At 69.1% G+C, this 23,782-nt stretch carries 27 protein-coding genes and 1 pseudogene; 15 read left to right on the forward strand and 13 right to left on the reverse strand.

The annotated features are described in order from the left end of the window. Nucleotides 1-253: 253 nt before the first annotated feature. The 4 genes from C1A33_RS29150 (at nt 254) to C1A33_RS29165 (ending at nt 4,340) form a co-directional block, all read left to right on the forward strand. Nucleotides 254-1,222: a LysR family transcriptional regulator gene (locus tag C1A33_RS29150; protein ID WP_101835173.1), complete on the forward strand. Its 969-nt coding sequence runs from the start codon at nt 254-256 to the stop codon at nt 1,220-1,222. A 513-nt stretch (nt 1,223-1,735) separates the two neighbouring features. Next, on the forward strand, nt 1,736-2,452 hold the full coding sequence (locus C1A33_RS29155; protein ID WP_101835175.1) for an HAD family hydrolase: 717 nt from the start codon (nt 1,736-1,738) through the stop codon (nt 2,450-2,452). A gap of 422 nt (nt 2,453-2,874) precedes the next feature. Continuing rightward, on the forward strand, nt 2,875-3,774 hold the full coding sequence (locus C1A33_RS29160) for a nuclease-related domain-containing protein (RefSeq protein WP_341477275.1): 900 nt from the start codon (nt 2,875-2,877) through the stop codon (nt 3,772-3,774). A gap of 53 nt (nt 3,775-3,827) precedes the next feature. After that, nucleotides 3,828-4,340, forward strand: a complete 513-nt coding sequence (locus C1A33_RS29165) for a hypothetical protein (protein ID WP_101835179.1) — start codon at nt 3,828-3,830, stop codon at nt 4,338-4,340. Between the two features lie 17 nt (nt 4,341-4,357). On the opposite strand, the gene C1A33_RS29170 is transcribed toward C1A33_RS29165, so the two are convergent. Further along, nucleotides 4,358-4,579 (reverse strand): hypothetical protein, encoded by a 222-nt coding sequence (locus C1A33_RS29170; protein WP_101835181.1) that lies wholly within the window; start codon nt 4,577-4,579, stop codon nt 4,358-4,360. Beyond that, nucleotides 4,576-5,325, reverse strand: coding sequence for an SDR family NAD(P)-dependent oxidoreductase (locus C1A33_RS29175; protein ID WP_101835183.1), 750 nt, complete (start codon nt 5,323-5,325; stop codon nt 4,576-4,578). The genes C1A33_RS29170 and C1A33_RS29175 overlap by 4 nt, the downstream gene beginning before the upstream one ends. A gap of 116 nt (nt 5,326-5,441) precedes the next feature. Here C1A33_RS29175 and C1A33_RS29180 point away from each other — a divergent pair, with 116 nt between their 5' ends. Then, nucleotides 5,442-6,056: a TetR/AcrR family transcriptional regulator gene (locus C1A33_RS29180; RefSeq protein ID WP_101835185.1), complete on the forward strand. Its 615-nt coding sequence runs from the start codon at nt 5,442-5,444 to the stop codon at nt 6,054-6,056. A gap of 70 nt (nt 6,057-6,126) precedes the next feature. Here the strand turns inward: C1A33_RS29180 and C1A33_RS29185 are convergent. Together C1A33_RS29185 and C1A33_RS29190 are read right to left on the reverse strand one after the other, a co-directional pair. Continuing rightward, nucleotides 6,127-6,609: pseudogene (locus C1A33_RS29185) on the reverse strand (HhH-GPD-type base excision DNA repair protein); the annotation flags it as partial. Nucleotides 6,610-6,645: 36 nt separating this feature from the next. Continuing rightward, nucleotides 6,646-6,834 (reverse strand): ribbon-helix-helix protein, CopG family, encoded by a 189-nt coding sequence (locus C1A33_RS29190; RefSeq protein WP_243408050.1) that lies wholly within the window; start codon nt 6,832-6,834, stop codon nt 6,646-6,648. Between the two features lie 492 nt (nt 6,835-7,326). On the opposite strand from C1A33_RS29190, the gene C1A33_RS29195 reads away from it, so the two are divergent. Further along, complete coding sequence (locus C1A33_RS29195) at nt 7,327-7,680, forward strand: hypothetical protein (protein WP_101835189.1); 354 nt, start codon at nt 7,327-7,329, stop codon at nt 7,678-7,680. Nucleotides 7,681-7,904: 224 nt separating this feature from the next. Here C1A33_RS29195 and C1A33_RS29200 read toward each other — a convergent pair whose 3' ends face one another. From C1A33_RS29200 to C1A33_RS29210, 3 genes are all read right to left on the reverse strand, one after another. Then, on the reverse strand, nt 7,905-8,327 hold the full coding sequence (locus C1A33_RS29200) for a hypothetical protein (RefSeq protein ID WP_101835191.1): 423 nt from the start codon (nt 8,325-8,327) through the stop codon (nt 7,905-7,907). A gap of 414 nt (nt 8,328-8,741) precedes the next feature. Then, nucleotides 8,742-9,317: an HhH-GPD-type base excision DNA repair protein gene (locus C1A33_RS29205; RefSeq protein ID WP_101835193.1), complete on the reverse strand. Its 576-nt coding sequence runs from the start codon at nt 9,315-9,317 to the stop codon at nt 8,742-8,744. Nucleotides 9,318-9,398: 81 nt separating this feature from the next. Continuing rightward, nucleotides 9,399-10,019 (reverse strand): TetR/AcrR family transcriptional regulator C-terminal domain-containing protein, encoded by a 621-nt coding sequence (locus tag C1A33_RS29210; RefSeq protein ID WP_165818638.1) that lies wholly within the window; start codon nt 10,017-10,019, stop codon nt 9,399-9,401. A 178-nt stretch (nt 10,020-10,197) separates the two neighbouring features. On the opposite strand from C1A33_RS29210, the gene C1A33_RS29215 reads away from it, so the two are divergent. Further along, nucleotides 10,198-11,136 carry a quinone oxidoreductase family protein gene (locus tag C1A33_RS29215; protein WP_101835197.1) on the forward strand — a complete coding sequence of 313 codons (939 nt, stop codon included), beginning with the start codon at nt 10,198-10,200 and terminating at the stop codon, nt 11,134-11,136. Nucleotides 11,137-11,175: 39 nt separating this feature from the next. On the opposite strand, the gene C1A33_RS29220 is transcribed toward C1A33_RS29215, so the two are convergent. Further along, nucleotides 11,176-12,204 carry an NADP-dependent oxidoreductase gene (locus tag C1A33_RS29220; RefSeq protein ID WP_207770560.1) on the reverse strand — a complete coding sequence of 343 codons (1,029 nt, stop codon included), beginning with the start codon at nt 12,202-12,204 and terminating at the stop codon, nt 11,176-11,178. A 121-nt stretch (nt 12,205-12,325) separates the two neighbouring features. Between C1A33_RS29220 and C1A33_RS29225 the strand changes: the two genes are divergently transcribed. From C1A33_RS29225 to C1A33_RS29240, 3 genes are all read left to right on the forward strand, one after another. Then, nucleotides 12,326-12,991 carry a TetR/AcrR family transcriptional regulator gene (locus C1A33_RS29225; protein WP_101835199.1) on the forward strand — a complete coding sequence of 222 codons (666 nt, stop codon included), beginning with the start codon at nt 12,326-12,328 and terminating at the stop codon, nt 12,989-12,991. A 507-nt stretch (nt 12,992-13,498) separates the two neighbouring features. Next, complete coding sequence (locus C1A33_RS36020; protein ID WP_207770561.1) at nt 13,499-13,780, forward strand: hypothetical protein; 282 nt, start codon at nt 13,499-13,501, stop codon at nt 13,778-13,780. A 43-nt stretch (nt 13,781-13,823) separates the two neighbouring features. Further along, the gene (locus tag C1A33_RS29240; RefSeq protein ID WP_101835201.1) at nt 13,824-14,432 is read left to right on the forward strand and encodes a TetR/AcrR family transcriptional regulator; all 609 of its coding nucleotides are present in this window, start codon (nt 13,824-13,826) and stop codon (nt 14,430-14,432) included. 397 nt (nt 14,433-14,829) lie between these two features. Here C1A33_RS29240 and C1A33_RS29250 read toward each other — a convergent pair whose 3' ends face one another. Then, a complete protein-coding gene (locus tag C1A33_RS29250) occupies nt 14,830-15,591 on the reverse strand; it encodes an IclR family transcriptional regulator (protein WP_101835205.1) in 762 nt (253 codons plus the stop codon). 301 nt (nt 15,592-15,892) lie between these two features. Between C1A33_RS29250 and C1A33_RS29255 the strand changes: the two genes are divergently transcribed. Further along, nucleotides 15,893-16,819: a TIGR03564 family F420-dependent LLM class oxidoreductase gene (locus C1A33_RS29255; RefSeq protein WP_101835207.1), complete on the forward strand. Its 927-nt coding sequence runs from the start codon at nt 15,893-15,895 to the stop codon at nt 16,817-16,819. Between the two features lie 192 nt (nt 16,820-17,011). Here the strand turns inward: C1A33_RS29255 and C1A33_RS35415 are convergent, their stop codons facing one another. After that, entirely contained in the window at nt 17,012-17,149 is a 138-nt protein-coding gene (locus C1A33_RS35415; RefSeq protein ID WP_165818639.1) for a hypothetical protein, read from the reverse strand. 216 nt (nt 17,150-17,365) lie between these two features. On the opposite strand from C1A33_RS35415, the gene C1A33_RS29260 reads away from it, so the two are divergent. The 4 genes from C1A33_RS29260 to C1A33_RS29275 are packed head-to-tail and all read left to right on the forward strand — an operon-like array spanning nt 17,366 to nt 20,760. Continuing rightward, nucleotides 17,366-18,115 carry an ABC transporter ATP-binding protein gene (locus tag C1A33_RS29260; protein ID WP_101835209.1) on the forward strand — a complete coding sequence of 250 codons (750 nt, stop codon included), beginning with the start codon at nt 17,366-17,368 and terminating at the stop codon, nt 18,113-18,115. Continuing rightward, a complete protein-coding gene (locus C1A33_RS29265) occupies nt 18,112-18,834 on the forward strand; it encodes an ABC transporter permease (protein WP_101835211.1) in 723 nt (240 codons plus the stop codon). Before C1A33_RS29260 ends, C1A33_RS29265 begins: the two co-directional genes overlap by 4 nt. Beyond that, complete coding sequence (locus C1A33_RS29270) at nt 18,831-20,045, forward strand: sensor histidine kinase (protein ID WP_101835213.1); 1,215 nt, start codon at nt 18,831-18,833, stop codon at nt 20,043-20,045. The genes C1A33_RS29265 and C1A33_RS29270 overlap by 4 nt, the downstream gene beginning before the upstream one ends. Before the next feature lie 46 nt (nt 20,046-20,091). Beyond that, on the forward strand, nt 20,092-20,760 hold the full coding sequence (locus C1A33_RS29275; RefSeq protein ID WP_101835215.1) for a response regulator: 669 nt from the start codon (nt 20,092-20,094) through the stop codon (nt 20,758-20,760). Between the two features lie 61 nt (nt 20,761-20,821). On the opposite strand, the gene C1A33_RS35420 is transcribed toward C1A33_RS29275, so the two are convergent. The 3 genes from C1A33_RS35420 to C1A33_RS29285 all read right to left on the reverse strand — a co-directional run bounded on the left by C1A33_RS35420 (nt 20,822) and on the right by C1A33_RS29285 (nt 23,628). After that, complete coding sequence (locus tag C1A33_RS35420; RefSeq protein ID WP_165818640.1) at nt 20,822-20,959, reverse strand: hypothetical protein; 138 nt, start codon at nt 20,957-20,959, stop codon at nt 20,822-20,824. A 76-nt stretch (nt 20,960-21,035) separates the two neighbouring features. After that, nucleotides 21,036-22,982 (reverse strand): effector-associated domain EAD1-containing protein, encoded by a 1,947-nt coding sequence (locus tag C1A33_RS29280; protein WP_101835217.1) that lies wholly within the window; start codon nt 22,980-22,982, stop codon nt 21,036-21,038. 190 nt (nt 22,983-23,172) lie between these two features. Next, nucleotides 23,173-23,628, reverse strand: coding sequence for a PIN domain-containing protein (locus tag C1A33_RS29285; RefSeq protein WP_243408051.1), 456 nt, complete (start codon nt 23,626-23,628; stop codon nt 23,173-23,175). Between the last annotated feature and the right edge of the window lie 154 nt (nt 23,629-23,782).

Consider the following 23,782-nt stretch of genomic DNA (forward strand, 5'->3'; position numbering starts at 1 on the left):
GCAACACAAACCCCAAGGTCAGCGGGCTACCCCTGCGCACCCGTGAATGGACACCGTTTTCGTCCCCTCTTTCCGGTCGTTGCCGTCGCTTTCCAATTTCCCCCGGTCAACATCACTGTGCGTCATGGAACCCACCGTAGAGCCGCCGCACTGATATCGTCCAAGACTGAAATCTGGTCAGGTCATAAGTAATCCGCATGACGCGCGATCCCGGGCGCGGGTCCGGCGAGATCGTGCCGTCGAGGAGGCGCAGGTGACGATCGAGCTCCGCCATCTGAGGGCCTTTGTCGCGGTGGCCGAGGACCTGCACTTCACCCGCGCGGCGCAGCGGCTGCACCTGGCCCAGCCCGCGATCTCCCAGCAGATCAGGCAGCTGGAATCGGCGGTCGGCGCCACCCTGCTGGTCCGCGGGCCCGGTGGAACGAGGTTGAGCGACGCCGGACGCGTCTTCCTGCCTGAGGCGCGACGAACCCTCGCGCAGGCCGAGGCCGCGGTCGTCGCCGCGCGAGAGGCGAACCAGGGCGAGACCGGCACGTTGCGGGTCGGCTACGCGCCGACCGCCTCGTCGCCCGCCTTCCTGCCCCTGCTCGTCGCCTACCGGAACAGTCATCCGCGGGTGGACCTCGGCCTGCGGGAGCTACCGCTCGGCGACCTGTCCGACGTGCTGCTCACCGGCGTCGTCGATCTCGCCTTCGCCGCCCGCACCGGTCCGCCCGACTACCATGACGGCGTCGCCATCCGCGAGATCGCCCACGAGCCGTTCGTCCTGGCGGTGCCCGAGAGTCACAGACTCGCCGGCCAGGCCGCGGCGGCCCTCCTCGACCTCGCGGACGAGCCGTTCGTCATGCAGTCGCGCGACCAGTGCTCCGAGTACCACGACGCCATCCAGACCGCCTGCCTGCGCGCCGGCTTCTCGCCACGGTGCAGCCACACCACCACCGAGCTGAGCGCCCAACTCGCGCTCGTGGCCGCGGGCCTGGCCGTCACGCTGGTGCCAGCATCCACCAGCGTGCTGCGCGCCGCGGACGTCCGCTACCTGGCCCTGACCGACGACGCACCACACATCACCTCGTACGCCGCCTGGCGGTCAGGCGACGAGAAGCCGGTCCTCCGTCGGCTTCTCGACATGCTCGGCATGCGCACCCCACCGAACGCGGCGAGCCCCGCATCCCACCGGGATGGTCGCGTCACGTCGACGCCGACGTCACCGACGACGACCTGATCATCAGCGGCTACGGATCGTAGCCACGGCGGCGTTGGGGTGACAACGTGGCAGCGTTCTAGCAACGTGGCAGCACCCCGTGTCGCATAATCCGGGTCAAAATGGCCACGAAGCCGCGTATTCGCGACACGGAGCCGCTCTCCCCCGCACGCACTTCCCACCCACGGGAAGTCCGCCGCAGCCCCCCGTAGGACCCGTGGATCACGTCCGCCCGACGATGCGACCTGACCGCCTACCTCTGACTCGACCACGACGTCACCAGCCTGCCCGTCCACCGTCAGGCCCCCCGGCCGATCCCGCCGTCGGCCAGACCCCCCGCGGACGTCGGCGGGATCGTGAGGGAGCGCATGATCACCAGTAGTTTTCGCACACCTCACAGACGCCCGACTCGCCCATCCGCTGCTCGCCCGACCGGACCTTTTTCTTCCGGATCGCGCCCGCCGCTCTCCTCCGAGACCGCCGACCGCGGATGCCGACACGCTACGATCTTGCGGTGAGAGTGAGCGCAGGCACGTGAGCTGGCCGCAGGCCGTCCTTCTCGACTTCTACGGCACGGTCGTCGAAGAGGACGACCATCTGGTCTCGGAGCTGTGCGCCGAGATCAGCGACTCCATCACCGCCATGCCGGTGGATCCGCGTACAGTCGGCGCGTACTGGTCGGAACTTTTCACGCGTGTGTGCGCCGATGCCTCTGGTCCCGCCTTCGCCACCCAACGGGAACTGGAGCGTCGATCCCTTCGCCAGACGATCCGGCATTTCGGCTCGGCGGCCGACGAAGAAGCGCTGAGTGGGCGGCTCTTCGCCTACTGGCAGCGCCCGGTGCCCTTCCCTGACACCGCCGCGTTCCTGCGCGAGATCGCATGTCCGATCTGCATCGTGTCGGACATCGACCGCACCGACATCGAGACGGCGATGGCTCACCTCGACATCAAGGTCGACCTGTTGGTGACGAGCCAGGACGCCTGCGCCTACAAGCCGCGGCCGGAACCGTTCCTGCTCGCCCTCGGCCTGCTGGAACTGCCACCCGATCAGGTCGTGCACATCGGCGATTCGCTGACCCGCGACGTAGCCGGCGCCAACGCGCTCAGAATCCCGGCCGCCTGGGTGAACAGGACCGGCAGAACCCGCCCGCCGACCATGCAGGTCACCTACGAGGTGACCGACCTGACATCCCTCCACCAGGCCTTGGCGACAGCCCCTCAATTGCTCGTGGACAGTCCTGGCACCTGACCGGCGCGTCCTGGACCACGTGGCCGGCAGCGACTATCCCGTCCTTGCGCACATCGAGGGCGGCCACACCGACCCGCTCCCCACCTTCCCGATCGGCGTCTCCACCACCGTCACCGGAACCGACCTGATATTCGAACAGCGAGCGATGCCTGTCTGATCAGGCAGGTCAGAGGCCGAATACGGTCCTCTCGTGGGTCGCCGGGCCTACCGGTATCCACATACCCGTGGATGGGCGCGCGCTGCGCGGATAGCGTGGCGTCGTCGCATCAACGGAAGCCGTCCGTCCGACGGCGTTCGATCCGGCGTGCGACCAGGCGATTGATCGACCCTGATCCGTCATCTTCGTCGACAGGAGCGAGCGCGCGGGCATGAGCGAGCTACACGTACGTCCATGGAAGCGGTTTGGGCAGCATCGGCTCTACGTGAATCTTCCTGATGGGCAGAGTGCCGCCTGGTTCGACCCGGGGACCGATCAGGTTCACGTCCTGCTCGACGATTACCACGACGCGGCGCTCGACGCGCTGGCCGTCTACCTGGGACAACGGTCGGGGCCCCTCGCCCGCCCGCGCTCGCCCGTCCCGCCGCGGGCCGCCGCGCCGGCGCCATCGCCACCGGCATCGACGCCGGCCCCGTCAGCGGGCTGGACCCCGGATATATCCGCCCTCGTGCCCGGCCCGGCGGACGCGGCGCTTCAGCCCGCGGACGACCTCGCCGGCAACCCGCCCGGCGCGGCGCTCATCGCGAAGATCGAGGAACTGACGCCGGGATTCTGGCGCGCGCTGCTCGACCGTCTGTTCCGCCGACCGTCGGAGGCTGAGCCGTGGCGCAAGGGCCTGATCGGCGAGCGGGCGGTAGGCGCGGAACTGGAGCGGCTCACCGGCCGGGGATGGCGGGCGCTGCATGCGATCCCGCTTCCCAACAATGTCGACATCGATCATCTGCTGATCGGCCCGGGCGGGGTGTTCACCATCAACACCAAGAACCATCCCGGCGCCCAGATCTGGGTGGGCGATCGGGTCGCAAGGGTGGGCCCACGCAAGGAGCAGTACCCGTGGAAGGCCCGGTCCGAGGCCAGGCGGGCATCGGCGGCGCTGAGCCAGGAGTGCGGGTTCGCGGTGCCGGTCGAGCCGGTACTCGCGTTTGTCAAGCCCGCGAAGCTGACCCAGGCGCCGCCGCGCGCCGAGGACGATCCCGTCCGCGTTCGCGCCATCAGGCACGACCAGGTCACGACCATCGGCGACCTTGCGGAGATGTGGCAGCCGCGGCAGGTCGAACGGATCCATGCCGCAGCCCGCGACCGACGCACCTGGCTGAACGCGTGACGGCCCACCAGCAGCCACCGTCTTCCACCAGAGCCTCGTCGCCGGCAGAGAGCGTGAGCGAGCCGCCGCTCGTCCCCGGCAAGCACCTGCTGTCAGCCCGGCGGCGGGTCGAGAGAGCGGCGGCGGCCGCACTGGCTGAGCTGGATCCGTTCTCCAAGCAGCTCGCCGTCGCCGTCGACGAGCCGGACGACGTCGATCTGGCATGCGCACTGCAGTGGGCGGCGAGCAGCGGGATCACAGCCGCCGAGGCTGGCGAGAAACTGGGGGTGACCATGACCGAGTCCGAGCTGGTCGGCTGGGTCAGCCCCTGGCCTGTATCAGCGCGGCACACACGCGGTGGGATGACGGGCACATCCGTAACCCCCACATCAACCGCGGCCGACCTCGCGGTCGATCTCGCCGACTGGCTACAGACCATCCTGGCAGACGCCGGGATCTCAGACCCCATACCGCCATGTCCCGCGCATCCGCACCCGATGCGCCCCGTTGTTCACGAGGGCGGGCCATGGTGGGAGTGTCCGAACGGCGGACTCGTCCGGCCTTGGCCACGGACAGTGGCGTGCTGAGCGGCACCTCGACGGGTTCAGCGGCCGCCAATCAGATGATCCATCAGATCGGCGGTTACCGAAGCTCCAGCTCTGCGCAGCGCAGCGACCGTCGGCCTGTCTGTGGCGCCCGTCAGCGACGCCACCGCCGTCCGGTGCGCGGCAAGCATCTGCGACTCGTACTCGGCCACGAGCCGGCCGAGTAGCTCGTCGGGAGTGACCACCTCGACGCCGGCCGCAGCGGCCGCGTCGGCACTCATCCGCCGGCCGGGATCCCATCGAACGTGCTGAAGACCGATTCGGCCCGATCGCGGACTGAGTACATCCGCCAGGCGGCGTCGGCGAGCGTGTCCGGGTCGAGTGTGTGCCCCTCGACCGGGCCGTACCGGCTGGGATCGGACACCACCTGCCGATAGATGTCACCCCGCTCGACGACCCCGCCGATGGTCAGGGTCCCGGCGTAGACACCCTGGCCGGCCAGCGCCGCGTTGAGGCTCAGCGCGTAGGCACGGACGGCGGCGGCCGTCAGGGCCAGCGATCCCAGGGCGGGCATCGGGGTGACGGCGCTGAGCCCGCCGGCGAACAGCAGCCCGCCCCTCCCGCGACCGATCATGGCCGGCAGCACGTGATTCACCACCTGGACGGCACCGAAGGTGATCGACATAGCCCGCTCGGCATCGGCGCGGGTGGTGGTGGCGATCGGCTCCGGGGGCACCGCCGGATCGGCGGCGCCCGGCCCGTAGTAGACGACATCGACGGAGGCGAACGCCTCAGTCACCGCGTCCAGCGCCCGCCGCGCCGGATCGGGCTGGAGGATGTCGGCCGCGAAGGCCCGGGCAGTGACGCCGAGCTCGGCCAGAGACGACACGTACTGGTCGTGGCGGGCGCCGTTCAGGGAGACCAACGCGACGCGAAACCCCTCCCGTCCGAAGCGGCGGCCCACCGACAGTCCGAGCCCAGGACCAGCCCCGATGACGAGGACGGTGGGACCGGGGAGACCGGACATCGTGGCTCCTCACAGTTTCGCGATCAAGATAGTCGACCTAAACCGAGGTCGTTCCTCGACTTATGTAGGCACGCTAGCACAACCCGAGGGTCACCCTCGACTTGTAGGGTCGAAGCATGACCGGGCGGAGTAGGCCTCTACGCGCGGACGCGGCGCGCAATCGGGCCAAACTGCTCGACGCCGCGACCGCGGTGTTCGGTGAGCGCGGCCTGGACGCTCCGCTGGAGCAGATCGCGCGCCACGCGGAAGTCGGCATCGCCACGCTCTATGCGCACTTCCCGAGCCGCGAGGCGCTCGTCGCCGCGGTCCTGCCGGGACGCCTGGCGGCCGTGGACCAGCTCGGGGGGGTGGCATTGGCCGACCCCGACCCGTGGCGGGGATTCACCGGATTCGTGGTCGGCCTGTTCGCGCTGCGCGCCCAGGACCGCGGTCTCAACGACGCGCTGGCGGAGTGGGTCGCGGCCGATTCAGAAATCGTGCGCGAGGCCTGCCAGCGCGGCCTGGACCTGGCCGAGAAAATCATCGAACGGGCTCGACTCGATGGCCGGTTGCGTTCGGACTTCACGTCCGCCGACCTGAGCACCATCGGCCGCGCGATGGCCCACGTGATCAACGAATCCACCGAGGCCACCGCGTCCGAGTGGCGCCGGTGCCTGACGTTCTTCCTGGACGGGCTCCGCGCCCACCCTGCCGACGCCGATTCGCCGGCGACGACCGGCCACCCGGTCTGACTGTCGCTCGCGGGGGCGCGTTCGGTGGCGGCCGGTGATCCCGCACCGCCCCAGGAGTCAGACGGCCGACCTACGCCTTGGCGGTGGCCTTCATGGCCTTCTTGTAGTCGCGGACCTTGATGCGGGACTCGGGGCTCACGATGTCGGCGACCGAGCGGTAGCTGCCGTCCTCGCCGAACGGGTCACACGCCTCCTGCCAGCCGGGCGGGGTCACGCCGAGCTGCTTGCCGAGCAGCGCCACGAAGATCTTCGCCTTCTGCTGACCGAAGCCCGGCAGCGCCGCGACCTGCTTGAGCAGCTGACGGCCGTCCGCCGCCGTCGTCCACACCGCCGCCGCGTCCCCGCCGTACGAGTCCAGCAGCAGCCGGCACAGCGACTGCACCCGCTTCGCCATCGATCCCGGGAACCGGTGCAACGCCGGCTGCCGCGCGAAGATCACACCCAGCTCGTCCGGAGCGAACTCCGCCAGCTCCGTCACGTCCAACGGCCGCCCCAGCCGCGCCACCAGCTCGTACGGCGCCGCGAACGCCCGCTCCAACGGGATCTGCTGGTCCCCACCGGTCTCGGAAGGATGAAGTGGAAACAACCCTCAGGCGGACTCTCGCAGGACCCTCCGCACGATCTCCTCGACCTGGTCCTCGGTCATCACGGGCGCGTCGAGGCTCTCCACCGCGCGCGACAGGATGCGCCGAACCAGGGCTGACGTGGGGATGTGCTCAGCCGCCGCGCGCACCTTGAGCGCGTCCGCCAACGACGCCGGCACCCGTACCGAGACCACAGCCTGCTCGGACTCGATCGAATCGCCCGCGTATAGAACACCTCAGGTCCGGCAAACGTAAACATGCCGCCCGTCGCAGGACAGGTTGTCGTTGATCGCCGCCCGCCAGTCGAGCCCGCCGATGCCCTCGAGGGGACGGGACACGCCGACTACAGGCGATCACACAGCCCGCTTGCTAAACGACAACTTAGCCGGCGTTCTGGCTGCTCACATGCCGACCAACCCTCCGCACGCCCCGAACCAGCGAAGCCAATTCCGAGCGCGCCTTGACCGCCGAGGCGACAACTCGGTAGGGTTTTCGTCAATAGGCTTATGGCGCCAAAAATCGCCCATGCTGCCTTGGAGATCACCGTGAAGTGGTTACGCCGCGCCCTACTCCCACTCCTACTCTCCCTCAGCATCGCACTGCTAGCGGCGGCACCCGCGCACGCCGAAAAGCTGGGAACCAGGCCCAACTGGGGTGCGTGTGGCGTGTCAACCAGCGAACAAAAAATGGTCTACGACTTCGGCGGCATCAATTTGCGATGTGGCAACAACCGCTGGGGTTACCGCCATATAAAGGACGGAGGCAGCGGAGAAGACGGGCACTACGACGATTTCCAGAACCTGGCCAGACCGGCCGGGCTCAACTGGAGCGACCTGGTACACTGGGCCATCTACTACAACACTAAAGATCCCGACCATGTCGTCGTCGACCAGAATACCGGCTGCCGAGATCGGCTGCTGTACGCGCAGGATGGCAATGGTCGCCAGGTGTGGCAGCAGCGATTCAGGATGATCTACAATGCCACGGATGGCCGCGTTATCACCGTCTATCCCACGTCCGGGACCTGTCAGCGGCAATAAGTTCATCGTCGCCGCTCGCGCCCGGCATGGATCTCCGGTATCCGGCTGCTTCGATGGGCGAGACCACGAGGAAGTCCCAGAGAAGCCCGTCGCCCTGCTGCGCACGTTCGGCTCATGGCATGACCGGGAGATCCCGGCCACCGGCGGGATAGCGCCCGCAGACGGCTCGGCGAGGAGCCGTCTGCGGGCCGCGCCAATCTCGCTTCGATGGGTGCGACGTGCCCTCAGGTGCCAGGTCTGTCGGACGACCAATAGCCACCTTCCGCATCTGCTGACAGAAATGATCTACGTTCGGGGCCTCGTCGACGGACAAGAGAGACGCGACCATCAGCTGACCGGTCGAGCCGGATCTCGACAAGCGACAAGAAGACGTCCGAGTCGAAATATTCCTGAATCTGCATGATGATGTACTGCAACCGGACTCGGTCCCGCTCATCCCCCTGTGCTTCGGCAAGACCGAGGACGGCATTCTCCTCGTCCAGCCAGTTGAAGTACTCCTTCAGAAGATTCAGTTCAAGCGTGACGCGAACTGCTCGATCCTCATCACGAAGATCGAATGTTCCAGCTGTGGAATCCAGGTCGGAGATCTGATACCCACGCCGAAGGATTTCGACAACAGCATCGAACAGTTCTTGCTTGTCAGCCATGTAAACCTCGGCGATTCATGGTGATTGTCACAATGGGCCCGGTGGTGGCGAGCAGCTGAGCGGAGACTCCTCGCCGACAAGGAAGCCGCCGGCATCGACCGAATCAGGAGCTGTCAGGGACAGGACACCTCACACATCCTATGCCACGGCCAAAGGATCCGGCGGGCTACCGCGCGGCCAGCCTGGGCTGTTCATCTCGAACGTTACCTGATCCTGCTATGAGGGTAGTCGGTGCCGGGGCACAGGAAAGTGCTTCTGACCTGGAAGGACACAGGTGTCTCACCCGAGACTGACACAGAGGGGGCCGCCCCCGACAGCACCCCCGGGCTGTCTGTCAGAAAGCCGAAAGTCGCTCTGCGGCCAACAGGCCGATCAAGCCATCGCCCTCAGCGCGCCGCGGCGACTGGAGCGCGGTCAGGTAGCTGACGCCTTGGCAGCGGCCTTCATGGCCTTCTTGAAGTCGCGGACCTTGATGCGGGACTCGGGGCTCGTGATGTCCGCGACGGAACGGTAGCTGCCGTCCTCGCCGAACGGCGCGCACGCCTCCCGCCAGCCGGGCGGCGTCACCCCGAGCTGCTTGCCCAGCAACGCAACAAAGATCTTGGCCTTTTGAGTGCCGAAGCCGGGCAGCGCCGCGACCTGCTTCAGCAGCTGCCGGCCGTCGGTTGCAGTCGTCCACACCCCGGCAGCGTCACCGCCGTAGCTGTCGATGACAATCCGGGAGAGCTTCTGCGTCCGCTGCGCCATCGCGGCGGGGAACCGGTGCAGCGCCGGCTGGACGGAGAACACCGCCGCCAGTCCCTCCGGGTCCATCGCCGCAAGATCCGCTGCGTCCAACCCGCGCCCAAGCCGCCGCGTCAGCTCCAGCGGCGCCGCGAACGCCCGTTCCAGCGGGATCTGCTGATCCAGCACCATCCCGATCAGCAGCGCCAACGGATCGTTCGTCAGCAGCTCGTCCGCCTCGTCGATCTGACTTAGGTGCAGTCCCACGGCACCACCGTAGCCGACCTAGGTCACGGCGACCGCCGCAGCGATCAGATCACCGGAGGTAGGCTCCGATCACTCGTGTGTTCACCCGGCGGCGCGGCGGATGCCGTCGATGACAAGACGCAGGCCGAAGTCGAAGTGCTCCTCCCGGTGCGGAGCAGGGAGATGGTCGAGCGCGGCGAACAGATGTGGGTGGCGTTTTGGATCAACCGAGCCTACGAGTCGTGCGGCGCTCGCGGACGGATCCGGCAGAGCGGCGGCGAGTTGTTCCTCGGTGCTGTGGCTGACCACGTAGTAGGTGATCGTGTCCGCCGACCACGCCGCATCTCGGCTGGACAGCCCCCCGGCGCGGAGAGTAGAGATCATCTGCTCGCCGTACGCCAGCGCGTTGGGCAAGGGAAAGAAGACGCCCGCGAACAGCCGAGCACCGTCGCGGCGGGACAGCAGTGCCTCGTGCAGACGATGAGCGAGTTGGACGACCTGGTCGTACCAGGGCAGGTGCTTGTCGAGGTCTGACGTCACTCCAGCCAGCAGCGCGTCGGCCATCGCCTCCAGCAGCACCTGCTTGCCGGGGAAGTGCCAGTAGGTCGCACCGTTCTGCACGCCAAGTGCCCCAGCGAGCCGACGCATAGTCAGCTGGTCCAGCCCCACCTCGTCGAGCAGGTCGAGCGCGACGCCGAGTACTTGATCCCGACTGAGCCGCACGGCAGATCCTCCCAAAGGATTTGACGGACGGAGTCAGTATGACCACACTTCAACACTGTTGAACTTAAACGCTGTTGAAGTTGACGACGTCGGTCAGCGGCCGAGGCGGCCTGCATGAGGCCGCCGGGTGGCGGCAGACCCACTGGCCGGATCGGCGTCGCGGGAGAGGACGCAGAGAGTGCGCACGATCCTGTTTTCCGGCCGGGGCCCGGTCGAGGTCGTTCAGCGCACGGCGCCGACACCGGGACCTGGGCAGCTCCTCGTTCGGACGGAGGCCATCGGAGTTGGAGTGGGCCTGGTCCGGCAGCTGACCGCGGCCGGCGAGCGCCGCGAACCAGTCCGTCCAGGCAGCGAGCTGGTGGGGACCGTCGTGGCGACCGGCTCGGAGGTCACGCGCTTCAAGATCGGAGATCGGGTTGGTGGCGTGGTGTTCGAGGACGCTTACGCCGACCTGGCCCTCGCCGACCCGCGGTTGGTCGGGCCCGTACCCGCGGACGTCGACGCGGCGGTGGCGCTCGCACTGGTTCGCGGCGGGCTGATCGCCAGCAGCGTGCTCGAGGCCGGTCGCCTCACCGAGGGCGAATCCGTTCTGGTCACTGCCGCGGCCAGCGGAACCGGTCACCTCGCGGTGCAACTCGCCAAGGTCCTCGGCGCCGCCCGGGTGGTTGCCGCCGTCGGGTCGCTGGACAAGGCGTGCTTTGTCCGCGAGTGCGGCGCCGATGACGTAGTGACGTACTCGTCGGTGTCCTGGGGCGAACCCGTGGACCTGATCCTCGACGGAGTCGGCGGGCACCTGGTGCAACGCGGCGTGGACAGCCTCGCCGCGTTCGGTCGCCTTGTCGCGTTCAGCGCCGGCGGCGGCACCATCGATGCCGGCAGCCTCCTTGGTGGCCTGAAGTCGGTCATCGGCTTCGCGATCGGCACGGTCAACCGGACCCGGCCCGAGCTGGTCGAGCGGCGCCGGGCCGAGCTCTGGGATCTGCTCGCGGCCGGCCAGTTGCGCCCCCGCCATGTCAATGTCCCGTTCGAGAAGATTACCAATGCGATTGAGCTGGTCGCGAACCGCGCCAATCAGGGCCGGGTCGTTCTGCGTACCGAACCTCTCCCGACCGGATGATCGGGAGCCAGCCTGAAACAAGGTTGCCTTCGGCGAACGTCACGCCTCGTCGTCACAGACGACGACCAGCTTTCCTCGGGTGTGCTGACGCAGGAGATCGACGCACGCCCGCGCACCCTCCGCGAGGAGATAGCGCCGACCGATCGGGTTGGGCAGCATCCCGTCCAACGCCTGTTCGGCGAGGACGTCCAGATCTCCTGGGACAGCGGCGGTGAAGAGGGTCTCCACGATCAGGTCACTGCCCGTGAACGAGAGAGGATCATGAACGGGAAAGACGATGTTGAGCAGCCGGCCAGCGGGCCGGATCAGCCGGGCGAGATCAGCCAGATCATCGCCGGGGAGAGCGAGATTGACGACGGCATCCACCCCCTTGGGATAGCGACGGGCCACATCGTCGGCCGTGTCGCCGGCTCGGTGGTCGACCGTCTCGCGAGCGCCGAGACCGCGGACATATTCGCCGTCGCCGGCGCTCGCGGTCGCGATGACATGCACACCGGCCGCGGCGAGCATGGGCACGAGCACACCGCCGACGCCTCCTGTGGCGCCGATGACCAGCACCACGTCACCGCGCCGGTGCTCGAGCGCCCGGATCAGCGGGAGCGCGGTCAGCCCGACGGTGGGCAGAGCCGCGGCGTGCTCGACTGACAACCCGGGAGGCCGAATCGTCAACCCTGGCGTGTCGGCCTCGAACACCGCGTACTCGGCGAGAGTGCCCGTCGTGAGGGAGGGCGGGGACGCCACCTGCGCGGCCAGACCGCGCAGGTGGCGGGGAAGACCCAACCCGAACACCTCGTCGCCGACGCGGAACCGAGTCACGCCAGCGCCCACCTCGGTGACCGTGCCAGCGAAGTCGCCGCCGATGACGTGCGGGAAGCTCAGCGGCGCCATCTCGCGGAGCTCACCGCCCAGCAGCCGCAGCTCACCGGGATTGAGCGCCGTCGCGCGCACCCGCACCTGGATCTGCCCCCGATCTGGCCGGGGTATCGGCAACTCTCCCACCGTCAGCCGCTCGGGTGGCCCGTAGTCGTCCGCGATCACCGCGCGCATCGTCGTCTTCATGATCCTCATCTACTCCTCGTCGAGCCGCATCCGACATAACAGGACCGCCTGGTCATGTTAACGAGGCTAGCGCAGAAGTGGACCGCGCGGTCAGGTTGGTACACTGCACGGGTCGAAGGGAGCGGGAAGTATGGCCACCGCGGCGCAGCCACGCCGGTTGCGAGCGGACGCCGCCCGCAACCGGCGGTTGCTGCTCGACACCGCCGCCACGGCCTTCGCGGAGCAGGGCATCGAGGTTTCGATCGCCGAGATCGCCCAGCGGGCCGGCGTGGGCAAGGGCACGGTGTTTCGCCATTTCCCCACCAAAGAGGACCTGATCGCCGCGATAGTCGGCGATCAGCTCGACTATCTCTCCGACGCCGGAGACGCCCTCCTGGAATCCGCTGACCCGACCGCGGCCTTGATCGAGTTCATGACCCTGGGGGTCGACCTCCAGGCACGTGACCGCTCCGTCTGCCAGATCGCCATCGGCGTCGTCCACAACGACCCGGAGATCAAAGCCGCCGCGGATCGCCTGGGCCGGACCGCGACGGCGCTCACGGAACGCGCCCGCGAGCACGGGGGGATACGAGACGACGTGACGGGGCAGGACGTTCTTCTGCTCCTGCGTGGCGCCTATCAGGCCGCCGCACCGCTGGCGCATGTCGCGCCCGAGCTGGGGCGCCGCTACCTGGCCGTCATCGTGGCCGGCCTGCGCCCGGCGACGAGCCCCCTGCCCGGGCCGATACCGGGTCCGTCCTTGTCGATCGACACGATGCGGACCGAAGTCGAAGACGGAGATAGCCGAAACGCTTGAGCTCTCCGACCAGCAGCCTCGATACGCACTGAAACTGTTGATCGAGAAGGGGAGGGTTCTCGATGCCCTGGTAGCCCCAAACCGAGTTATCGCCTCACCGCACAGGATGCGTTGATCAGGGCTGGTGCGCGATCGGGGTGTTCTGTATGGCGTTGAGCAGGTCGAACCCGGCCAACGTCATCCCGTAAGGACTGCCCCAGAGCACGTCGGCCGCGAACTGGTGGTCGTACTCGTCGAACGTATCGACGAACTCTTCGGCCTGCTCGCCGAGCTCACACCAGCCCAGCCGAGCGTGGCCGACGGCATCGAGCCGACGTCGGCTTAGATCTCAGCGGTCGTCGTCGAACGTCGCGCACCTCATCCCGCGCCAGCGCGCGGAGAAACCCTGGTCGGGAGTCAGCGACGAACTGCCGTCACGGACAGACTGCCAGCTACCGCGCCAACCTCGGCAGCACCCCGGCGACGACCGGACTCACCCCTGCCCAGGCCAATACCGCGCGCGGCGGGGTGTTCGACGGCACCGCGCTGGCCCACCAGCTCCACTCACCAGCCCTGCTCGACGACGTCCGCTCGGCGTTCGTCGACGGCATCGACACCGCCTTGCTCGTCTGCGGCGGGATAGCGTTCACCGGGGCGCTCCTGGCACTGGCGCTGTTCCCACGCAGGGCAACCACCGCCTTGCCAGACGCCCCCGACGACGGCGACGAAGGAGACGCTGTCGACATCGCCGGCACCGTCGCTGGCGTGTCGCGGCCGCCGCACGTCAGCCAGGCGGGTGGCGAGACATGATCGACATGGCACGCGCTGACATCGTTGTCGAAAGGAGGCGTCATTGTCGCCGGAGCGACCATCGTGGAGTCAGACGCAGACCATCGCGCTCAAGCAGGCGATCCAGTCGACCGCGCTACGGCTGTTCGCCGAGCGAGGCTATACCGAGACCACGGTCAGCATGATCACCGAAGAGGTCGGGGTCGCTGCGCGGACCTGCTTCCGCCACTTCCCGACCAAGCCCGACATGGTCCTGTGGGACGCCGCCGACTACGACATGCTGGTCCACTTCCGCGCCCGCCCCGCGGACGAGGGCGTCATCACGGCCTTCCGTGAGGTGCTGCGCGCCGGTTACGCCACCCTGAGTCCCGAGCAGCGCGCCCTGGAGCGGCACCGCACCGAGCTCATCGCCGCGATACCCGAAGTCCGCGCGGCCCACCTGGACCACCTCACGTCCGCCGCACACGACTTCACCCTGGCCGTGGCAGAACGTGCCGGACGCAAGACGGACGACCCCGACATCGTCGCGGTCAGCGGCGCCATCATCGGGATCATGATGATCACCCAGCTTGACCTGCGCAGGCAACCCCCGCCGTCCTCGCCGCATCGGGACCCGGCTGTTGCGATCGACGACGCCTTGGCCCGGCTGCAACAAGGATTCGGCACACTCTGACCGGCACCGGCAGCAGCGGATGTCCGGCGCGAACGAGGGGCTGCGGCCGGGGCGGGTCCGCCTTCACGGACGAGGATCGCCCCATCCACTCCAACTATCCGAAACCCGCTGGTCCAGAACCATCCCAATAAGGAGGGCAAGCGGGTCGTTGGTCAGCAGCTCGTCCGCCTCGTCGATCTGGCTCAGATGAAGTCCCACGGCCATCACGGTAGCTGGCTCGAACCGGCTGTCGCCCCGCTGGTAGGGCCACCGCGCAGAAGATGTCATCCCGGCCGATTCCTCGATCGTAGACGTCATGGCAGGGCCGGGGGTCTCGCCGTGCGTCTGATCCATCCAGGAGCTGACGGCACGGTCCGACCGCAGACGGACGATGCGAAGCATGGACCCGGACCGCTGGTCAGCGCGGCTCACCGGCTGCGTCAGCGCGAGCCGCGCAGGCCGTGGCCTGCCCAGCGGGCCGGAGACTGCCGCTGATGGTCAGCGCGGCTCTGGCGACCAGGGGGACAGCGCGGCGGGCCTGGGCCGCCGATCGCGCCGTCACGGTCAGGGCGGCCGCGGGGCCTTGGGCGGCGAACGGGTCCACGGGGACCGCCACCTCGTTCTCGCCGAGACGCCATTCCTCCCACGCGCTCGCGGGCGCTCCGGCCCGGATCGTGGCGAGCTGCCGATCCAGCGGTCCAGGCGCGGTAAGCGTGTACGGCGTGAGGCGGACCAGGTCGGCCAGCACCTGGCGGCGGCGGGAGTCCGGCAGATAGGCGAGCAGGACCTTGCCGGCCGCGGTGGCGTGCGGGGGCAGCATCGTTCCCGGCCGCAGGGTGGAGCCGACACCGTCCACGACGACGAAGCGGATACCGTCCAATGCCGCGAGCAGCACTGGTAGCCCCGTCGTCCTGTTCAGTCTGTCGAGAACGGGACGTCCTGTCTCGACCAGCCGGCGGCGGCAGGGAGCCTGCCCACCGAGCGTCCACAGCCGGCTTCCCAGCCGGTAGGACCCGTCGGACTGCCGTTCCAGGCCACCCCAGGCCACCAGCTCGCGTACCAGCCGCAACGCGGTCGGCAGCGGCAGGGCGGAACGCTCAGCGATCGCGGTCAGACGCAGGCTGGGTGTCCCGTCCGCGAACGCGTCCAGCACCGAGAACGCTCTGCCCAGCACCGACATCGCGTGCTCCCCTCTCCACGAGTGGACCAGCTTTCATCCTGTGAAAGTGGGAGTTTTGGATTCACGGAGTGTGGAGGAGAACCTGGCGTCAGGTACCCATAGCCGCCCTTGAAGGGAGCCGCATGTTGCCTACCCTCAGCTGTGAGATACCACCTGTCGCGGCCCGAGCGGTACGCCACACCCGACCGAACCGCGCCGGGCATGATCTCTGGCAGCGGACGCACCCGATCATCATAGATGGGCGTCACGCAATAGATGGGCGTCACGCAAGCTCGAAGTCCGCGGACGGCGGTGCCGAACGATGATCCCGCTTGGACTCGCGCTCGAACTGCCCGCCGCGGACGGCCCCAACGCGGTGGACGACCTCGTCACCCGGGCCCGCGCCGTCGCGGACGCCGGACTGGCATCACTCTGGCTCGGCCAGGTCTATGACGTCGACGCGCTGACCGCCCTCGCACTCATCGGGCGGGAGGTCCCGGGGCTGGCCCTGGGAACGGCCGTGACGACCATCCACTCGCGGCACCCGATCGCGATGTCCAGCCAGGCGCAGACGACCCAGGCCGCGGTCGGCGGGCGCCTGCGGCTCGGCCTCGGAGTCGGTAGCCGCGCCACCGTCGAACAGCGCTATGGCCTGCGCTTCGACCGACCGGTCCACCGGATGCGCGAGTACCTCGCCGCTCTCCGCCCGCTCCTCCAGACCGGGACGGTCACCATCCGCGGGCAGGAGGTGACTGCGGACACCTCAGGATGGTCCGCCCGGGTCGCCGGAGCCACTCCGCCTCCCCCGCTGCTGCTCGCGGCGCTGGGCCCTGCCATGCTGCGCCTCGCCGGCGAGCTGGCCGACGGGACCATCACCTGGCTGGCCGGCCCGCGCACGATCGCCGAGCACATCGCGCCCGTGCTGGCCGCCGGCGCCGGTGGGCAGCACCGTGAGGTCATCGCCAGTCTCCCCATCTGCGTGACCGACAGACCCGACGAAGCCCGCGCCCGCGCCGCGACCAAGCTCGCCTTCTTCGCGGCGGTCCCGTCCTATCGGACGATCCTCGACCGCGAGGGCGCCTGGTCCCCAGCCGATGTCGCGATCGTCGGAGACGAACGCGACGTCGAGAAGGAGCTGGCGCGATTGGCCGATGCCGGCGCCACGCACTTCATCGCCAATCTGTCCGGACTCACCACGCCGGAGGAGCGCGCCCGCACCGTCGCCCTGCTCGGCGCGCTGTCCCGGTAGGCCCGCCTTGGCCGCACCGGCGACGGAACGCAGACGATCTAGAAAAAGCCGCGCCAGTTCCGGAGAACGGCGGGAGAAAGTACATGCCGTGCTACCGACGCAGGCTCCCGCACGTCAAACGCCGACACGGTCGCCCGCTGCGGTCCTTCACTCCGCACCAGCGGATCCCAGATAGATTCTGGCGCTACACGGTCAGGCGAGTACGGATTGCCCCATCCCGCTCCATCCTTCCGATACTGGCTGGTCCAGCACCATCCCGATCAGCAGCGCCAGCGGATCGTTCGTCAGCAGCTCGTCCGCCTCGTTGATCTGGCTCAGATGCAGTCCCACGACACAACCGTAGCCGACCGCGTCTCGGCGACCGTCGCGCCGCTGGCCAGACCGCCCTCTCATCTCAGGTGGCCGTCCGCCTCCGTGGCCGTCCCCCCTTCACGATCATCCGCCCCGGGGAGGAGGAATGGTCGCCGCGGTCTGCGCCCACGGTCGAGCCAAGAAGTCCGTCCAGGTGGGGATGACCACGAGGTCAGCGGACTGGATTCTTCCGGCATGGGAATTTCACGAACGGCTGACGCGGTTGCGGCCGGCCATACCGGTGCGGCTATCACCGTCGAAGGGTTGGCAAAGCACTACGGCAGGTCTGTCGCCGTCGAGGACGTGTCGTTCAGCGTTCGTAGCGGAGCCATCACCGGATTCTTTGGGCCCAACGGAGCCGGCAAGACCACGGTGCTCAAGGTGGTCAGCGGGCTTGCCCGGGGGAGTGCCGGGCGGGTTCTGGTGAACGGTCGTGAGACACACGCGCGGGACGCGGGCACCCTGGGCGCCTTCATCGAGCCCTGCGGCGCTCACCCAGGCCGCGCGGCGCGCGCGCATCTTCGTTCGTTGGCGACCATGGCCGGGTTGCCGGGGGCGCGGGTCTCCGAGGTGCTGGCCCTGGTGGGCCTTGAGCAGGACGCGCGCCGCAGGGTCGGGCGGTACTCGCTCGGCATGCGCCAGCGGCTTGGTCTCGCGGCGGCGCTGCTCGCCGATCCGGACATCCTGGTGCTGGACGAGCCGACCAACGGGTTGGACCCGCAGGGGATCCGATGGCTGCGGACCCTGTTGCGGGAACGGGCCGACTCGGGCCGCACCGTCGTGCTGTCCAGCCACTCGCTGACCGAGGCCGAGCGGCTGGTCGACGATGTCGTCGTCATTCACCAGGGGCGCATCGTGCATCAGGCTCCGATGGGTGCGATTGCCCAGGGTGGATCAACGCTCGAGGACATCTTCCTAAACCTGACCGGAGGGGAGGACGCGTGAGCCGGCTGGTCAGGGGTGAGCTGATCAAAATTTTGAGCACGCGCACGGCGCTGGCGTTCGCGGTGACCTCGGTCGCTCTGACGGCCGCCAATGCGATGATCGTCGCGGTCGCCTCGGGAACGCTCGACGAGGTGGGGGAGAAGGAGGAGGCCCTGTCCGGTATGCCGATCCTGTTGCTGCTGCTCGGGGCGGTCGGTGTCGCCGGTGAGTTCCGGCACCGCACCGCCGCGCCCGCGGCGCTCGCCTCGGGTACCTCCCGGGAACGCCTGCTGCTCGCGCGGGCCACGGCGTACGCGATCACGGGTCTGGTCGTCGGCACGCTCATGGTCGCGGTCTCGCTGGGGGCGGGGCTGCCGCTTCTGGGCCGACAGCCTGGGCCCGACCTGGGCGCCGGCGAGGTGACCGGAGTGGCACTGGGTCTGCTGGGGTCGTCGGTGCTCGCGACGGTGATCGGAGTCGCCGTCGGCGCGCTGCTTCGCAACCAGATCCTGGCGGCGGTCGGGGCACTGATCCTGACTTTCGTCTTGAACCCGCTGTTCGACCGCGTGCGGGAGGGTTCGTCGGACTACACGCCGCTCGGCGCGGTGGCGGTGCTGACCCGCATGGTCCACGGGCCGACCCGCATCTCCCTGGCCGCGGCGGCGATCGTCCTGGGCGTCTGGACGGTGGGGCTCATGGCCGCTGCACTGGCCGGCGAACGCCGACGCGACCTGGCATGACCATCGAGGTGGCGGGGCTGCGGCGACTGCGTGCGCGCGCGGTGGCGGCCGCCCGCGTCCGCGGCACGGGGCGGGACCACCGGTGGGACCGGCGCGCCCTCGGATTCGATCTCCTCGTCGCGGTGGCCGCCACGATCGCCGAGCTGAGCCTTCTCCTCAACGACGACCACACCGCGCGGGTGTCGACCGTGCTGCTGGCGGTTTCGTCCGGCGGCGCGCTCACCGTGCGCCGCCGGGCCCCGTGGATGGTGCTCCTCGCGACGCTCGCGCTCGCCGGGGCGCTGGTGGCCACCGGCGACGCACCGGGCGGTGCGCCTGTCCTGGCCGCACTCTTCACGATCGCTGAACGCGGCGACTGGCGCCGCGCGCTCGCCGCGCTCGTGCCCACCGCCGTGCTCCTGGCCGCACTGTCGATCGTGTCCGTCCCGGTGACGGCGGGAGTGTGGGCGCTGGGCAGGTATGCGCAGACCCGCCGCCGGTATGTCCGCGCCCTCGAGGAACGCGCCGAGCACCTCCAGCGTGAACAGGAGCAGTTGACCCGGCTCGCGGTGCACGAGGAACGCGCGTCGATCGCCCGTGAACTCCACGACATCGTCGCCCACTCGGTGACCGTGATGCTGCTCGGCGTGCGCGGCGCCCGCGACGTGCTGCGCACGTCGCCGGACCGGGCCGACGACACGCTGGCCCGGGTGGAGCGGAGCGGAGAGCACAGCCTCACGGAACTCCGCCGCATGCTGACCGTGCTGCGCACCCCGGGCACCCCCGCCGACTCCCGCCCCGCGCCCTCGCTGCGGGATCTGGCGGGGCTCGTCGCCGAGTATCACGCCGCGGGGTTACCCGTCGAGCTACGAGTGACAGGGGAACCGATCTTGCTGCCCGACGGTGTGGAGTTGTCCGTCTACCGCATCATCGAGGAGGCTCTGACCAATGCGGTGAAGCACGCGCGTCCCCGCCAGGTCATGGTCGCACTCGCCTATCGTGACCGATGCCTTGACATCGAGGTGACCAATGACGGGACAGCCGCCGAGCCGGCCCGGGTTCCGATCCTCGGCGGCACCGGGGATGCACTCGTGACCAACGAGTCGGCTCGGCACGGCCTCATCGGGATGCGAGAACGGGCCTCGGTGCTCGGTGGCGAACTGGAGTTCGGTCATCAGCGCGACGGCTGGTTCCGAGTCGCCGCCCGGCTCCCAGCGGAAGAGCGAGCATGAGCGTGGGCCACGCCGTCGCGGCGACACTCACGAGAGCGAGAATCGGATGAGTATCCGCTTGCTGATCGTGGACGACCAGGAACTGGTCCGGATCGGCCTGCGACTGATACTCGAGGCCCTGGACGACTTCGAGGTGGTCGGCGAGGCCGCGGACGGCCAGGAAGCGCTCGCGCGCGCCGAGGAGTTGCGACCCGACGTCGTCCTGCTCGACATTCGCATGCCGCGCATGGACGGTGTCGAGACCACCGCTCGCCTGACCGGCGGCGGGCTCACCCCACCCCCGCGCGTGCTCATCCTCACGACCTTCGACCTGGACGAGTACGTGTTCGGCGCGCTGCGCGCCGGAGCGGCCGGGTTCCTGCTCAAGGACTCCTCCCGCGAGCGCCTGATCGAAGCGATCCGCGTCCTGCACGCCGGCGATGCGCTGCTTTCGCCCTCCATCACCAGGCGGCTGGTCGAGACCTTCACAGCCCGTACCCGCCCGCCGACGCCACCCGGCCTGCTCGACGAACTGACACCACGCGAGCGCGAGGTGCTGGTACTGGTCGCCCGCGGCCTGTCGAACACCGAGATAGCCGAGCGTCTCGTCGTGACTGAGGCGACGGTGAAGAGCCACGTGGGTGCCATCTTCACCAAGCTGGGGCTGCGAGACCGGGTCCAGGCCGTAGTGCTCGCGTACGAGAACGGCGTCGTCGCTGCCGGCGAGCCCGCCTGACCAGTCCGAATCCGCTCGGCCGGCCATGCCTGGCCATGAGCCGGGCCGCGAGGGTACGCGGTCAGGCGGGGGCCGACCGTCCCGTCCCACTCGTTCTTTCCGACACCCGCTGGTCCAGCACGATCCCGATCAGCAGCGCCAACGGGTCGTTCGTCAGCAGCTCGTCGGCCTCGGCGATCTGGCTCAGGTGCAGTCCCACGCCATCACGGTAGCGTTGGACTCGGCCGAGGGGCCGCCCACCTGCCGATCCGCCGAGCGATGCTACTGCCCGGCAGCTACTTCGTCCCCTGGTTTCGCCACCAATCGCTGCGCATCAGTCCGCGCAGGAGGTCCACCGCCACCGCCGGAATTAGCGGGGTGCCGTCGTCAGGATTCTCGGGCATGCGATTGGACTTCGGGTCGACGACTCCGATGGCCAGGTTCGTGATGACCTGGCTGATGGCGTCCGTGATCTTGGCGACACCGGCCGTCGCTGGATCACGGGTGAGGTCCGGGCGTATGGCGTCGAGCAGGTGGTTCGGCAGCGAGGTCAGCATCCGCAGGGTCTCACCGCGCAGGCCGTCGAGCTCGGCGCCGCCTCGGTCCATCCGGACCTGGTCGAGCAGGTCGAACATGGTCGGCGAGCCCGGCGGAAGGTCGTCGACGCTCTTGCCGATCACGCGGGCGAACATGTCGGGGTTGGGCAAGCGGGGCAGCAGTCCGATCGCCGCGAGCAGGCGCCGCTCCGGGTCGACCCGGATGACGTCGCCGATCGTCCCTGCCAGCTCTGGGTGCGCGGGCAGGGCTCGGCCGAGGATCATCAGCGCGGTCGTGGCCTGAGCCGGGGTGGCCGCCTTCGTGATGGTTTCGCCGAGCGACGGCGTCTGCGCCAGCGCCGCCGCCGCGATCCGCTCACCGTAGGCGGCGGGACGCAGTGCCTCCGCCGCCCACCGGCCAGCGTACAGGCGACGAAGCTCGTCCACCACGCTTCGCAGCTCGCGGGTTTTGGTCTGGAGCAGCTCCGGCAGAGTCGCGGCCAGCGCTTGCGCGTCGTCGGCCGACCTGGGACGCAGCAAGATGGCCGTCGTGATGATGCGGGCCACGAGCTCGGCGCCGGGGCTGGTCGCGGCATCGGCGCCCGTGCCGGCGGGGTCAGGCCACCGCGGCCGTTCGTGCCGGCAAAGTGTGGTCAGCGGGCTCTCGGCTGGCTGCTTGGCAGGGGCATCCGGCAGGGCCGCCAGCAACGCCGCCGCGTGCACGTCAAGCACCGTGTCTAGCTCCTCGAGGTCGGCCCACGAGCTGGAGTCGGGCTCGGCGCTCGTTGCGGTGCCCAGTTCGGCGGCGAACGCGGAGCGGGCGGCCGTGAAGTGAACATGCCTGGCGTGCGGGCCGGGGGCCAGCGGCGTGATCGTGTGCGGTTCCGCTCGCTCGAACATGCCGGCGACCTGAGTGTCCGGCAAGGCCAGCTCGCGCAGGCCCCGGAGCAAGCCTCCGGTGGCCCGGGTCAGCAGAAGCAGCCGGCTCGCGGTCGACCGGCCCACCAGCGCACGTGCGGTCGCGACCGTCTCCTCCGGCCTGAGCTCCGCGTCCTCGATGATCACCAGGGTGGGTGCGCCGGCAGTACGCAGATATCCCAGCCGGGCCGGGCTCAGCGGTGAGTCCGACTGAGCCAGGACGGTCAGCCAGCCCTTCTCGGAGAGATCCTCGCGGATCTGCATGGCGAGCCGGGTCTTGCCCGAACCAGCCGGCCCGGTCAGCAGGCGAGCCGAAACCCGCTGAGTCCGCGTGGCCCAGGACCGCAGAGCGGCGCGGTCCCCGTTGAGTTCCACAAATGGCACCACCAGGTATTCCGCGCGCAGCAGCACGCTCGGCGCACAGGCCGCTGTTCGTTCCGGTGGCGGGGCGTCGAACACCGCCTCCGGCCCTCCGGCCCCAAGCGGTGGGCCGCCTGGGCCCGCGGCGGCCGCGCGGGCGAACACCTCGTTGGCGGCAAACCACTCGGCGGCCACCGCCAGCAGGCTGGCCCGCCCGTCGCCGACGAAGCGAGCACGCTCGTCAAGCCGAATTCCCGCCGCCAGCACGTGCGAGACCTCGCGCCAGAACTGTTCCGCCGAGTCGACGTTCCAGGTCGGCTGCCGGCCCCGGCTCACGCCGGCCGCTTCGAGGAGCTGGCGGGCCTGGACGCGGTCCGGGCACGCTTCAGCGAGCGCTCTGATCTCCGCGTCCGACAGGCAGTCCGGCATGGGGCCTCCCCGTGATCCGGCGCCGTCACCGGAACGTACCGATCAGTGTCGCATCGCGTCCGATGCCACTGATCAGGCCCGCCGCACTGTTGTCCCCGGCCCTCCGGGACTTCTCATAATCATCTTTAATCTACGCCCACCTGTGGCCTGATGGCGACCGCGCCCACACCGTCGTCGGGCTGGCGGTCGTTTAGGCCGTCGTGTAGTCGGTGTAGTCCCGACAGGCCACATAGTCGTCGGCGTCCAGATAGTGGCACCAGGGAAGCTGTGAGCCAGGAAAGCGGAGCCGACTGGTGCCCTTCCAGCTCGCGACCTCCACATGAAGCCCAAGATCCCGAACCGTCTCCAACGCCGGTACGAGGTCTGTATCGCGACAGGTGCCGCCCTCGCAGGCCAGACGCACGAGGTCCACGGCGAGCGCGACGTCGATGCCCTTCTCCTGCGCGGGCTCGGCTGGCCATGCCTTCGGGTAGCGGAGCTGGCGCCGGACAACCGCGACTCGCGGATCGCGGGCCCAGCGGTCGGCCTGCCGGTCGCTGGCCCTCGCGGCCGCCGGCTGATGATCAGGGCTCGGGCGCCCCCGGTAGACACGGACGGCCGCAAGCTCACCTTCGAGTCGTCGCCCACTGACGATTCGCCGTGCCACCCGCATGGGATCCACATGTCCATCTCGGCCAGGAGTGCCCGAGGGCAAGAATCGGAAGACGAGGACTGACGATCGGCCAAGGGCGAGGCCGAAACGTCCGCCACGCCTTCACACGGATGGCGACGGGGCGGGCGCCCGAAAACGAGCTCCTCCG

It is taken from the genome of Frankia canadensis, from assembly GCF_900197875.1.
GTDB classification, from domain to species: domain Bacteria; phylum Actinomycetota; class Actinomycetes; order Frankiales; family Frankiaceae; genus Frankia; species Frankia canadensis.

Coding starts and splice junctions, on each gene's coding strand:
- C1A33_RS29280 (WP_101835217.1), bottom strand. CDS start 22,982: ATGCCGGACTGCCTGTCGGACGCGGAGATCAGAGCGCTCGCTGAAGCG.
- C1A33_RS29200 (WP_101835191.1), bottom strand. CDS start 8,327: ATGGCTGACAAGCAAGAACTGTTCGATGCTGTTGTCGAAATCCTTCGG.
- C1A33_RS29180 (WP_101835185.1), top strand. CDS start 5,442: ATGACCGGGCGGAGTAGGCCTCTACGCGCGGACGCGGCGCGCAATCGG.
- C1A33_RS29195 (WP_101835189.1), top strand. CDS start 7,327: ATGGTCTACGACTTCGGCGGCATCAATTTGCGATGTGGCAACAACCGC.
- C1A33_RS29270 (WP_101835213.1), top strand. CDS start 18,831: ATGACCATCGAGGTGGCGGGGCTGCGGCGACTGCGTGCGCGCGCGGTG.
- C1A33_RS29225 (WP_101835199.1), top strand. CDS start 12,326: ATGGCCACCGCGGCGCAGCCACGCCGGTTGCGAGCGGACGCCGCCCGC.
- C1A33_RS29220 (WP_207770560.1), bottom strand. CDS start 12,204: ATGAGGATCATGAAGACGACGATGCGCGCGGTGATCGCGGACGACTAC.
- C1A33_RS29175 (WP_101835183.1), bottom strand. CDS start 5,325: ATGTCCGGTCTCCCCGGTCCCACCGTCCTCGTCATCGGGGCTGGTCCT.
- C1A33_RS29250 (WP_101835205.1), bottom strand. CDS start 15,591: ATGTCGGTGCTGGGCAGAGCGTTCTCGGTGCTGGACGCGTTCGCGGAC.
- C1A33_RS29275 (WP_101835215.1), top strand. CDS start 20,092: ATGAGTATCCGCTTGCTGATCGTGGACGACCAGGAACTGGTCCGGATC.
- C1A33_RS29255 (WP_101835207.1), top strand. CDS start 15,893: ATGATCCCGCTTGGACTCGCGCTCGAACTGCCCGCCGCGGACGGCCCC.
- C1A33_RS29170 (WP_101835181.1), bottom strand. CDS start 4,579: ATGAGTGCCGACGCGGCCGCTGCGGCCGGCGTCGAGGTGGTCACTCCC.
- C1A33_RS29260 (WP_101835209.1), top strand. CDS start 17,366: ATGGGAATTTCACGAACGGCTGACGCGGTTGCGGCCGGCCATACCGGT.